Source organism: Thermaerobacter sp. FW80 (assembly GCF_004634385.1).
Taxonomy (GTDB): domain Bacteria; phylum Bacillota; class Sulfobacillia; order Thermaerobacterales; family Thermaerobacteraceae; genus Thermaerobacter; species Thermaerobacter composti.
On record NZ_CP037895.1, the window covers coordinates 1,361,972 to 1,374,286 of the forward strand.

General features: G+C 75.7%; 7 protein-coding genes. 6 read left to right on the forward strand and 1 reads right to left on the reverse strand.

Annotation, left to right across the window (positions count from 1 at the left end; all coding sequences use genetic code 11):
- Positions 1-10: 10 nt before the first annotated feature.
- Positions 11-868, reverse strand: a complete 858-nt coding sequence (locus tag E1B22_RS05835; protein WP_305791216.1) for an N-acetylmuramoyl-L-alanine amidase — start codon at positions 866-868, stop codon at positions 11-13.
- Between the two features lie 768 nt (positions 869-1,636).
- Here E1B22_RS05835 and E1B22_RS12870 point away from each other — a divergent pair.
- The 6 genes from E1B22_RS12870 to E1B22_RS05865 all read left to right on the forward strand — a co-directional run bounded on the left by E1B22_RS12870 (position 1,637) and on the right by E1B22_RS05865 (position 12,315).
- Entirely contained in the window at positions 1,637-2,092 is a 456-nt protein-coding gene (locus tag E1B22_RS12870) for a hypothetical protein (protein ID WP_207669927.1), read from the forward strand.
- Positions 2,089-3,267 (forward strand): MFS transporter, encoded by a 1,179-nt coding sequence (locus E1B22_RS05845; RefSeq protein WP_243123779.1) that lies wholly within the window; start codon positions 2,089-2,091, stop codon positions 3,265-3,267. The genes E1B22_RS12870 and E1B22_RS05845 overlap by 4 nt, the downstream gene beginning before the upstream one ends.
- A gap of 544 nt (positions 3,268-3,811) precedes the next feature.
- Positions 3,812-5,776: an acetate--CoA ligase gene (acs, locus tag E1B22_RS05850; RefSeq protein WP_135224925.1), complete on the forward strand. Its 1,965-nt coding sequence runs from the start codon at positions 3,812-3,814 to the stop codon at positions 5,774-5,776.
- Positions 5,777-6,343: 567 nt separating this feature from the next.
- Positions 6,344-9,775 (forward strand): DNA-directed RNA polymerase subunit alpha C-terminal domain-containing protein, encoded by a 3,432-nt coding sequence (locus E1B22_RS13860; protein ID WP_305791217.1) that lies wholly within the window; start codon positions 6,344-6,346, stop codon positions 9,773-9,775.
- 39 nt (positions 9,776-9,814) lie between these two features.
- Complete coding sequence (locus E1B22_RS05860) at positions 9,815-10,972, forward strand: bifunctional phosphoglucose/phosphomannose isomerase (RefSeq protein ID WP_135224926.1); 1,158 nt, start codon at positions 9,815-9,817, stop codon at positions 10,970-10,972.
- 338 nt (positions 10,973-11,310) lie between these two features.
- Positions 11,311-12,315: an ABC transporter substrate-binding protein gene (locus E1B22_RS05865; RefSeq protein ID WP_135224927.1), complete on the forward strand. Its 1,005-nt coding sequence runs from the start codon at positions 11,311-11,313 to the stop codon at positions 12,313-12,315.

The following is a 12,315-nucleotide window of genomic DNA, read 5'->3' on the forward strand; positions in this document are numbered from 1 at the left end:
GCCCGCAGTGTCACCGACGGCATCGGCGACCATGCGCCCGCCCGTCCGGCGGCGCCGGAGGGGGCCGGCGGGGCGCGGGGCCCGGTGCCGGGCCGCCCGGGGCGGTGCGAGCCCGGGCCGGAGGCAGACCGGTGCCGCCGGGGGTGCTACGACCGCGGATGCCCAGCTCCGCCAGGCCGCGGACCAGGCCGTCGACGGCCGCGGCGGCCAGCGCCCGGCGGCCCTCCGGGCTCGTGAGCACGGCGCGGTCCGCCGGGTTGGTCAGGAACCCGAACTCCACCAGGATCGCCGGGCGCCCGGCCCGCGCGAGCAGGAAGAAGTCCGCGGGCAGCGCTTCGTTGCGGGCGGCCGGCGGGAAGGCGGCGTTGAGCCGCGCCTGCACGGCCCGGGCCAGGCGACGGCTGGGTTCGTCCCCCACCTGGTAGAACACGATGGGGCCGCGCAAGCGCGGGTCCCGGGCGGCGTTGACGTGCAGGCTCACCAGCGCGGCCGCCTGGGCGTCGCGGGCGATGCGCAGGCGTTCCTGCAGGTCGCGGCGCACGCTGGCGTCGTCGTCACCGGGGGCCAGGGCGTAGTCGCCGGTGCGGGTCAGCACCGTCCGGAACCCCGAGGCCTCGAGGAGGGGCGTCATCGCCCGCGCGAGCTCCAGGGTCAGGTGCTTCTCCAGGATGCGGCCGTCCAGGTGGGTGCCGCCGTCGATCCCGCCGTGGCCCGGATCGAGGACGATGACCGGCGCCCCCCTCGGGCCCTGGGAGGGGGGCGGCGTCTGGGCCCGCTGGCTCGACGCGATCAGGACCAGGGCCACCGCCGCCACCAGCAGGGCGAGTCGTCCCCCGGCGGCCGATCCTGGCGAGGCGTTCCCCGGCACCGCTCTCCCCCCGCGGGCGACGCGCCTGCCCGGCGATCCCGCCATCGACGATCCCGCCATCGATGTATGCCGCGGCGGGTTGGGTCTTGTCGCGCTGGTCGGCATTCCCGCGCCGCGGTGGCAGGAGGAACGCCGGGGCCGCAGCGGGAAGTCGATGTGGGATGCGCGACCGCGAGCCCAGGGGCCGTTTCGGGCCGCCAACCCAGGGGCCCAGCGGCCGCCGGGGGCGGCCAACCCAGGGGCCGCGGCACCGTCGCCCGGCCAGGGGTCCGGGAAGGGGTGGGACGGGTGGAGCGGGGGCAGGACCAGCCGGCGGCGCCACACCCGCCGGGACGCGGAGGAGGCCGCCCAGGAGGGTCCGCGGGGGGCGAGGTCGCCGGCGGGGATGCAGCGGGCCGGCCGGAGGGGGAGCTGCTCCTGATCGGCCCGGGTCCGCGGTGGGCGGAGGGGGCCGCACCGCCGGGAGCGCCGTCCGGCGGGTCGCGGGCCCGCGATGGCGCCGCCCCAGGGGCGGGGCGGCGCCGGCGTCCGCCGTGGCGCGGTGGATCCCGCCGGCGGCGCCGGATCCCGGCCGGACCGGGGCAGGGCGAGGCCGGCTCCGCTGGGGGTCCCGAGGGGGCTGGGCCCGCCGGCGGTGCCGGGCGACCCGCGGCGCGAGAGGGGGGCGGGGAGCCGGCGCCGCGGACCGCCGCCGGGCACCGGGCCGGCGGGACGAGCGGTGGCCCGCTGCCGCCGCCGGCGGATCCGGCGCCGCTGGGCTGGTTCCTGGTGGCCCTGGCCTACGCCTTCACCGCGGTGTACAGCGCTGTTCCGGCGGAGGGGAGCACCCTCTTCGGGGCCGGTCCGGCCGGGGCGGCCAGGATGGCCGTGGCCCTGGCGGTGGTGCCCTACCTGGTCGCGGGCCTCTATACGGGGTTGACCGATGGGGGCCGCGGATGGGTCTACCCGCTGACCTTCGCCGTCTGCCCGCTGGTCCTGGAGCGCCTGGCCCTCTACCTCTACGGGGTGGGCGGGCAGTGGATGCTGGCCGGCTTCCCCGCGGCATGGCGACAGGCGCTGTCCGTGGAGGGGGCCTTGGCCTTCACCCGCGAGACGCTGGCGCCGTATGCGAGCCCGGCCTACGTGCTCGGGGGCACGGGGAGCCTGGCGCTGACCGTGGGCGTGCACGCGGCGGTGGGCTTCGTGGTCCGCCGCGTGGGCCGCGGGCGCGCCCGCCGGCAGTGATCGGTCTGCTCAACACCCTGGCCGTCTTCGCCACGGGCTTCCTGGTGCGGCCCTTCGGCGCCCTGGTGTTCGGCCGCCTCGGGGACCTGATCGGGCGGAAGTATGCCTTCCTGATGACCCTGCTGATCATGGGCGGCGCCACCACGGCCATCGGGCTGGTCCCCACCTACGAGCAGATCGGCATCCTGGCGCCGCTCATCGTGCTGGTGCTGCGCCTGCTGCAGGGGCTGGCGCTGGGCGGCGAGTACGGCGGCGCGGCGACCTACGTGGCCGAGCACGCCCCCGACGGCCGCCGTGGCTTCTACACCTCCTTCATCCAGACCACGGCGACGCTGGGGCTTTTCGTGTCCCTGGCCGTGATCCTGGCCGTGCGCCTGTCCATGAGCCCCGAGGCCTTCAATGCCTGGGGCTGGCGCATCCCGTTCCTGCTCTCCTCCGTCCTGCTGGTGCTGTCGGCGTGGATGCGCGTCCGGCTCCAGGAGTCGCCGCTGTTCCAGCAGCTGAAGGCCCAGGGGAAGACCTCCCAGGCCCCCATCCGGGAGACGCTGCGCAACTGGAAGCTGGTGCTCCTGGCGCTGCTGGGCGCCACGGCCGGCCAGGCCGTGGTCTGGTACACCGGCCAGTTCTACTCCCTGGTGTACTTGCAGAACACCCTCAAGGTCGACTTCGTCACCGCCAACACCATCGTGGCCGTCGCCCTGGCCCTGGGCACGCCCTTCTTCATCGTGTTCGGCCACCTGTCCGACCGCATCGGCCGCAAGCCCATCATGATGGCCGGCAACCTGATCGCGGCCCTGACCTACTACCCGCTCTACCAGCTGATGCACCAGTACGCGGCGAACCCGGCGATGCTCACGTTCCTGGTGTGGATCCAGGTCATCTACGTCACCATGGTCTACGGACCCATCGCGGCCTTCCTGGTGGAGACCTTCCCGGGGAAGATCCGCTATACCGCCCTGTCGTTGCCCTACCACCTGGGGAACGGGTGGTTCGGCGGGCTGACGCCCTACATCTCCGCAAGCGTGGTGGCCAGCACGGGCAACATCTACGCGGGGGTCTGGTACCCGACCGCGGTGGCGCTGATCACCTTCCTGGTGGGGACCTTCTTCCTCAAGGAGACCAACGTGATCTCCATCTGGCAGGAGACCCACCCCGGCGAGGTCACGGCGGACTGACCGTCGACGGATGGCGGCCCTGCCGGTGCCGCGCGGCGGCCGGCGGGGCCGTCGTCGTGCCTTCCCTCCTGCGGTGGGGGCGGCGTGGGAGGCTGCGCCTCGCCGCGCCGTGCGGGGCGCGTCGTGGGGCTGGGGTTCTCGAGCAGGCCGCGGTGCCGCCGGACCGAGGGATGGGCGTCGCAGGATCTGGCCGTGTTCCGCTCTAAATACAGCAATGGGGAGCGGATTCCGTCGTCGGGCGGTGCAGCTGGGCGCTTCCCGCACGGCGGAGGCATGGCGCCCGGGCGGCCCGCCGGCGCCCTGCGCAGCGGCGCATGCGGCGCCGACGCGTCGGGGGCCGGCGGCGGGCGTTCCCCGCAGACCGCGGGGCCGGCGGCGGGCATTCCTCGGGGGGGCCAGGTGGGCCGGTGCGTCCCGCCGGTTCGTCCCGGCCGGAGTCGGCGGTGGCCCTTGCCGGCCGGCGCAGGTGCCGCGGTCCGAGGAGCCGGCCGAAGCGGTGCCCGTCGGAGGAGGACGTCCAACGCCCGTTGAGGGAGGGGAGATCATGGCGGCCGACGGTGGACGGCCCATCGACGCCTTGCTCAAGGAAGAGCGGCGGTTCGCACCGCCGGAGGCCTTCCGCGCCCGCGCCCACGTGAAGGACGAGTCGGTGTACGAGGAGGCCGAGCGGGATCCCGAGGCGTACTGGGCGCGGTGGGCGGAGGAGCTCGAGTGGTTCCGCAAGTGGGACAAGGTGCTGGAGTGGAACCCGCCCCATGCCAAGTGGTTCCTGGGCGGCAAGCTGAATGCCAGCGTCAACTGCGTCGATCGGCACATCCGCGGGCCGCGGCGGAACAAGGCGGCCATCATCTGGGAGGGCGAGCCGGGCGACACGCGCACGTTGACCTACTTCGACCTCTACCGGGAGGTCAACAAGTTCGCCAACGTCCTGAAGAGCCTGGGGGTGAAGAAGGGCGATCGGGTGACCCTCTACCTGCCGATGATCCCGGAGCTGCCCATCGCCATGCTGGCCTGCGCCCGCATCGGCGCGCCGCACTCGGTGGTCTTCGCCGGCTTCAGCCCGCAGGCCCTGGCCTCGCGCATGGAGGACGCCGGCTCGCGGTTCCTCGTCACGTGTGACGGGTACTACCGCCGGGGTAAGGTGGTGCCCCTCAAGGCCCAGGCCGACGAGGCCCTGCGGCTGCTGGCGGGCAAGCAGGACGTGGAGGCCGTGGTGGTGGTGCGCCGCACGGGGGACGAGGTGCCCTTCACCCCGGGCCGGGACCGCTGGTGGCACGAGCTGATGGACCAGGCCGAGCGGCTGTGCCCGCCCGAGGTCATGGACGCCGAGGACATGCTCTTCATGATGTACACCTCCGGGACCACCGGCCGGCCCAAGGGCATCGTCCACACCACGGGCGGGTACCTGACCGGCGTGTACGCCACCACCAAGTGGGTCTTCGACCTGCACGAGGACGACGTCTACTGGTGCATGGCCGACATCGGCTGGATCACCGGCCACTCCTACATCGTGTACGGCCCGCTGGCCAACGGCGCCACAGTGGTGATGTACGAGGGGGCGCCCGATTGGCCGGACAAGGACCGGCCCTGGGTGATCGTCGAGAAGTACGGCGTGACCATCTTCTACACGGCGCCCACAGCGATCCGCGCCTTCGCCGCCGACGGCCCCGAGTACCCCCGGCGGCACGACCTCTCCAGCCTGCGCCTGCTGGGCAGCGTGGGCGAGCCCATCAACCCCGAGGCGTGGATGTGGTATCACGAGCACATCGGCGGTGGCCGCTGCCCCATCGTGGACACCTGGTGGCAGACGGAGACGGGCGCCATCATGATCACGCCGCTGCCCGGCGTGACGGTCACCAAGCCCGGCAGCGCCACCCGGCCCTTCCCGGGGATCAAGGCGGCGGTGCTGGACGACCAGGGCAACCCGGTGCCGCCGGGGCAGGGCGGCGGCTACCTGGCCATCCTGCGGCCGTGGCCGTCCATGCTGCGGGGCATCTGGGGCGACGAGGAGCGCTACGTGAACACGTACTGGTCCAAGTGGGGTCGCGACATCTACTACCCGGGGGACGGCGCCAAGGTCGACGAGGACGGCTACTTCTGGGTCCTGGGCCGCGTGGACGACGTGATGAACGTCGCCGGTCACCGGCTCAGCACGATGGAGATCGAGAGCGCCCTGGTCTCCCACCCCGCGGTGGCCGAGGCGGCGGTGATCGCCGCGCCCCACGAGCTCAAGGGCCAGGTGCCGGTGGCGTTCGTGATCCTGGAGGCGGGCCGCCAGGGGAGCCCCGAGCTCGAGGCGGAGCTCAAGGAGCACGTGGCCAAGGTGATCAGCCCCATCGCCCGCCCCGACCGGGTGCTCTTCGTGCCCGACCTGCCCAGGACCCGCAGCGGCAAGATCATGCGGCGCCTCTTGCGGGACATCGTGGAGGGTCGGGAGCTGGGCGACACCACCACCCTGCGCGATCCCGAGGTGCCCGAGCAGCTGCGGCGGATGTACGCGGCCCGTTAGGGAGAGCCGGCCGGCGGCCCGCGGCTCCCGCTCAGGGATGGCCCGCGACTGGCGGTACCCCTGGGGGTGGACGGCGATCGCGGTCGCGGAGCGGCCCGCCGGCGCCCGTTGGCCAAGGTGGTCCTGGAAGCGCGGCAGGGGCCCGAGGCCCCTGCCGCGTGCCTTCGATGCCCGCGGGCCGGAGCCAGGGCGGACGGGCGCCCGGCGCGGAGGAGCGAAGCGGGGGCGGTCGAGGCGGGGACGGTGTCGCACGCCTTTGCGGTGACGTAACGCGAACGTGCCGCGTTCGCGATGGGGGGAGGCTGCGGTGTCACCCGCCATCGTCGGTGTGACGGCGTGTGCCATGGCGCACGGTGGAGCGGATCACCCTGGTGGAAAACGTCAAAGACGGTTTACAATCGAATGCGATTGATTGACGCGATCCTGCCCGGTTTCGCCAACGTTCGACAAGTCTGCCAAGACTCTTGTCGAAATTCGGGTGCGACCGGGCCGACCACCCAGGCACCGACCCGGGTTGGCACCTCCCTCCCGCGCCATCGGGTCGGGACCCATTGCGGAGGGGAGAGGATGGAACGGTCCCCCGAGGCATCGGCCCCGGCGTCGTCCCCCGCGGCGAGGGGCGGCGGGTCGCCGGAGGCGGCTGCGGAGGCTGCGGCCGCGAGCCCTGGGGCGGCCCCCGAGGCCGGCGGTCCGACGATCCCCGCGCTAGAGCTCGCGGATGCCGCTGCGGCCGAGTCCCCGAACCGCGCCGGCGTGGCGGCGCGGCCCGCGGACGCGGCGACCTCCCGTTCCGCCGACGGCGGTGCGGGGCGCGACGCCGGCTCCGCCGCGGGGGGCGGTCCCGACCGAGCGCGCATGGCCGCTCCCCCCGTCTGCACCTCCTTGGCCGCCATCCCGCTGAGCCTGCTCGAGATCCCGCCCCGCGTCCGCGCGGCCCTGCAGCAGCGGGGCTACGAGACGGTGGGGGACCTGGCGGATCGGGCGGACCCCCGTCTGGTGGCCGCCCGGGGGATGGGGACCCGGGGGCTGCTGGCGCTGGCCACGGAGCTGGCGCGGGTGATGGCCGACCCGGCCTATCAGCGGCAGCTCCTGGCCCGGGTGGGTCGTTATGACCCGGAGCGGTTCCCGGAGGCGGCGCGCCGCCGGTCCATCGAGGATCTGGGCCTCAGCCAGCGGGCCTACCGGGCCCTGCGTCGGTCCGGCATCCAGACCATCGGCCAGCTGCTGGAGCTGGGCGAGGCGGGGCTGCGCCGGCTCCGGGGCCTCGGCCCCCGTTCCCTGGCCGAGATCTGCCAGCGCCTCGACGCCCTGCAGTCCGGCCGTCCGCTGCCACCCCCGGGGGGTGCCGGGGATCCACTGGCCCCGGACCTGATGGACGATCCGGCCCCCCTCGCCGTCCTGCTGCTGCCGCGGCGGGTGGCGACCGCCTTGCAGCGCGCCGGTCTGGACACCGTTGGCGCCGTGGCCGGCTTCTCCCAGGAGGGGCTGCGGCGCCTGCGGGGGCTGGGGGAGAGCGGGGTGACCGCGATCCTGGAGGCCCTGGGCCGGTACCGGGAGGAGTGCAGCCGGGGGGAGGCGGGTCCCCGGGCGCTGGAGGACTGGCTGCGCGAGCTGGTGGAGCCGCTGGCCGACCGGGAGCGGGAGGTCCTGGTGCTGCGCTATGGCCTCCTGGGGGCCGAACCCCACGACCTGAGTGCCATCGCCGCCCGCTGGCAGACCACGCGGCAATGGGTCAGCGTCGTGCAGGGGCGTGCCCTGCGCCGGCTGCGGGCCCGCGCCCGGCTGGAGCGGTTCCGGCCGCTGGTGACGGCGGTGCGGGCGGCCGCCGCGCGCTGCGGGGCGGCGGGCACGGCGGAGCTGGTCGAGGCCCTGCGGCGGGGCGGTGCGGTGACGCTGCCCGCGGCCGGCGAGCAGGCGGTGCGCCTGGTGAGCCTCACGGTGCAGGTCGTGCCCGGACTCCGGCGCACCGCCCGGTCCACGTGGACGACGGTGGAGATCGCCCAGCGTCTGCCCGAGGCGGCCAGGGTGCTGGAGGCATACCTGGAGGAGCGGGGACGGCCGGCCAGCCTGGCGGATCTGGCCGCCCACCTGGCCGAGCGGATGGACGACCTGCCCGCCGATGCGGAGGCCATGGCCAAGGCGGTGGTCACGACGCAGGAGGCGTTCATCCGCTATCCCGGGGGCCTCTACGGGCTGGCCGCGTGGCGGGGAGGGCGGCGGGTCCGGGCGCGGGACTACCTGGTTCGCGCCCTGGAGCGTCACGGCCGGCCGCTGCACTACACCGAGCTGACCCGGCTCGTCAACGACCTCCTGCCGGAAGGGCGCAAGATGCCGCCGACCCACGTGTTGACCATCCTCTCCTCAGGCGAGCCCTTCCGGCGCTTCGACCGGGGGATCTACGGCCTGAGCCATTGGCAGCGACAGCCCGAGCACGGCGTGACCCAGCTCTGCCGCGATGCGCTGGCCGCCTGCGGCGAGCCGGTCACGCTGGACCAGGTGGTCGAAGCCGTGCAGCGGCGGCACCGCTTTCCGCGGCGCACCGTGGCCCGCGTCCTGAACGAAGACCCGGCCGTGGTGCGATACGGCCGCGACCGCTTCGGCCTTGGGGCCTGGCTGGCCGTCGATCCTCGCGCCGCCGGCACCGTCCGCGCCCCCCTCTTCGGCCCGCGGCCGACCAACCTGGCCGCAGTGCGGGGCCTGCTGGCGGAACTGCTGGCGGGCCACGTCTACGACACGGCCCAGCTGACGGCGTACCTGGGGCGCTGGCGGCAGCGATCCCAGGCCCGGTCGACCATCGCCTACCTGGAGGCGATGGGCTGGCTGACGGGCGTGGATGACACCTGGACGGCCACGCCCCTCAACGACGTGTGGGTGCGGGCCGGGACCGAGGCGGCGCAGCTGACGGCGCTGGCCCTGGCCGATCCCGGCTTCGCCCACGCGCTGGTGCTCCACGAAGCCTTCCGTCGCCTGGCGGAGGGCCAGCCGGACGGCGGTGCGGGGGGCGGGCTCCCGGCGGCGGGGCAGGGCGGCGGGACGCCCATCCTGACGGCCGAACTGGCGACGCGCTGGTTGGCCGAGCGCGTGCGCCGGGCCGCGGCGGCTCGGGGCGAGACCGAGGGGCCCGCGTTCCTCCTGCGCCTGCGGCGGCAGTGGCTGGTGACCGGCTGGTTCGACCCGTGGCTGGCGCCGCTGCTGGCCGGACGGGCAGACGCCGCTGGAGCCGACGCCGTGGCCGACCCGGGGCCGGCCGAGGGGGCGGCGACCGGCGACGGCGCCGCCTCGGGACGGGATGCCCTCCCGGTTGCGGGTGCCGGGACGACCGCCTCGGCACCCGCGGGCGAGGCGCCCGGCGCCGAGCCGCCCGGGGCTGCGGAGGGGGGTGCCGGCACGACGACGGCTCCGGCTGGGGGGACCCCGGACGCCGGCGCTGCCACCGGGGACGAACCGGCCGCCCGCACCGGCCCCACCCGGGTGCGCAGCAGCACGGCCCGCCAGCGCCTCTGGGACCTGGCGGCCCGGCACCTCTGGCCCTGGCAGCCGGTGCACGTCCCGGCGGCCTGGCTCCCCTCCCCGGCGACGGCGTGGGCGGTGCTGGCCGACGCCGTCGCGTCGGGACGGGGAAGGGCGGTGGACCTCGAGGCGCTGCTGGAATGGTGCCGCTCCCAGGACCTCGCGGCCGACGCGGCGAAGGTGGAGGGAGAGCTCTTCGGGTTGGGGCTGTGGCCCGCGCTGGAGGGGACTCGCCTGCGCCTCTACATGCCGTACCGGCTCGTGGTGCCGCCGGCGGGCCTGCGCCTGCCGGGCCTCCCGGATGGCGAGGAGCCCCTGGCGGCGGCCGCGGCGATCCTGGAGCGGGCCGGCGTGTTCACCGCCCTGCCCGCCCGATGGCCTTCGCCGCCGGTGGCCGCGGTGTACAGGGTGCCGCCCCTGGGCGGGGCAGGAGGCGCGGAGGCGGCCGCCCACGGCGAGGGTGGCAGACTCGGAACGGGCGCCCGCTGAGGTGCGGGTCGACACCAACGAGGGAGGGCCAAGGCAGCGATGGACATCCGGGACGGGCGAGCCGGCGGGCTGCCGGCGCCCGGAGCGGACGACGAGGGCATCGGCGCGGCAGCCGACGGGGCGACGCTGCGCCGGCATGACCCGGCGGGGATGCTGGGCGTGGTCGCCGCCTTCCCCCACCAGTTGGAAGAGGCCTACCGCCTGGGCCGCGAGGCGGCCAACCTGCCGCGACTTCTGGCGGAGCCGCCCCGGGCCGTGGTCGTCGCAGGACTGGGCGGCTCCGCCATCGGCGGCGACTTCGTGGCGGCCGTGGTGGAGCCCCAGGCCACGGTGCCGGTGGTGGTCCACCGCGACTACGGTCTTCCCGGCTGGGTCGGCGCGCGCGACCTGGTGTTCACCGTCAGCTACTCCGGGGCGACGGAGGAGACGCTGAGCGCCTACGCGGAGGCGCGCCGGCGAGGGGCGGCGGTGGTGGCCGTCGCCAGCGGCGGGCCCCTCCTGGAGCGGGCGGCGGCCGACGAGGCCGCCGGCGCTCCGGTACGGCGCGTCGTCGTGCCCGGGGGGCTGGCGCCGCGGGCGGCGCTGGGGTACCTGATGCTGCCCGTGCTGTATCTGACGTGCGCGTGGACCGGCCTCGATGATCCGTCCGCCCAGGTGGAGGAGGCCATCGCCGTCCTGCGCAGCCAGGCGCGGGAGGTCGAGCCCAACGGCCCCGGCGGGCCGGTCCAGGCGCTGGCCCGGGCGTTGTTGGACCGCCCCGTGTTCGTCTACGGGGCCGGCCGCCTCGGCCAGGCCGCCGCCTACCGGTGGCAGTGCCAGCTCAACGAGAACGCCAAGCTCCTCGCCCACAGCCATGCCTTCCCCGAGCTGGACCACAACGAGGTCATGGGCTGGGAAGGCGCGGCCGAAGGGGGTCGCCGGCCGCTGGTGGTCCTGCTCCAGGCGGCGGCCGATCACCCGCGGAACCGGGCGCGGATGGACATCACCGCCGATCTGATCGGCGATCGGGCCGAGTGGGTGACGGTCGCGTCGCGGGGACAGGGGCGCTTGGCGCAGCTGCTCAGCCTGGCCTACGTCGGCGACGCGGTGTCCGTGTACGCGGCCTTGCTGCGGGGCCTGGACCCGTCGGCCATCGCCAGCATCCAGCGGCTGAAGGAGCGGCTGGCGGCCCTGCCCGCCCCGGGGATGGAACGCTAGCCGCCGACGCCGGGGCGAAGGGGCGGCCGGCCGCGGCACGACGCCGCGGGTACTCCACAGCCGCCGTGGGCGGCGGACGGGCGCTGGCTGCGATGATGAGCCCGCCCCCCGACGGGCGGGATGCAAACGCGCGCCCGCCGTGGGCGGCGGGCGAACGCTGCCTGGGATGACGCGCCCCTCGACGGGCGGGAGCAAGCCCGAGCCCGACGGGGCGGGTGGACGGGCGCTGCCTGCGGCCGGCCGCCCCGCTGCGGGTCGCCTCCTTGCGGCGGTGCCGCCCACCCCCCAGGACCGGGCATACCCGCCCGCGGGCGGAATAGCCATGGGCACCGGGGGCGATGCCGGTGCCGTGGCGTGCCGGCCCGCTGCGGCGGGCGCCCGTCGTGGCCACCCTCGTCGGACTGCTGGCGGCCGCCCTGTGGGCGGGGGTCGTCTCGAGCGGACGGCCCCTCCCGTCGGCCGGCTCCGCCCGCGACCCGGCGGGCTGGGCGTTCCGTGACGACCTCGGCCAGCGGGTCCGCCTGCCGGCGCCACCCCGGCGCATCGCCTGTAGCGGCCAGGACTTGTGCGACCTGGCCCGGGCGCTGCTGGGGGAGGGGGCGGTGACGGAGCTGCCGGCGGGGATGGAGGAGCAGCACCTACGGCGGCGTGCGGCCGATCTGGTGCTGCTGCCCGCCGTCACCCGGCAGCCGGGGTTGGCCCGGCGGCTGCGGGCCCGGGGCTGGCCGGCGGCGACCCTGGTCTGGACGGACGTGGAGGGACTCCCTGCGGCCGCCCTCCGGCTGGCCGGCTGGGTCAACCGGCGGGACCGCGGCCAGGAGCTGGCTGCGACCTACGCCCGGCGGCTGGCGCGGATCGAGGCCGCGTTGGCGACCGTGCCGTCGTCCCAGCGGCCGCCGGTGCTGGTCCTGGCGTGGGATCGTCCTCCCGTCTGGGCGGGCCCGGGCAGCCCGCCGGCGACGCTGCTCGAACGCGCCGGCGGACGGACGGCGTCCGGTCACGGGCGCGACCCAACCCCTGCGCGATCCCGCGGCGGCTGGGTCCACCTCCTGCGACGAGGGACCGGGCTCGCCGGCCCCGGGGCGTGGCTGGCTGGCGAGGAGCGCTGGCGCCGCAGTCACTGGCCGGCATCGACGCGGGTGGTGACGCCCCTGCTCCGCCCCATGGTGCCACCGGGGGGACCGCCGGCGGCGACCGCCCTCTACCTTCCCCCGGATCAGCTGCTGGGTGCCGGTCCACAGGCGCTCGACGGCCTGGAGCGCCTCGCGGCCTGGCTGCACCCCGACCGCGTGGACGCCGGTGACGCGCCGCTGCGCATGGTGCCGCTGTCGGTGATGGACTGA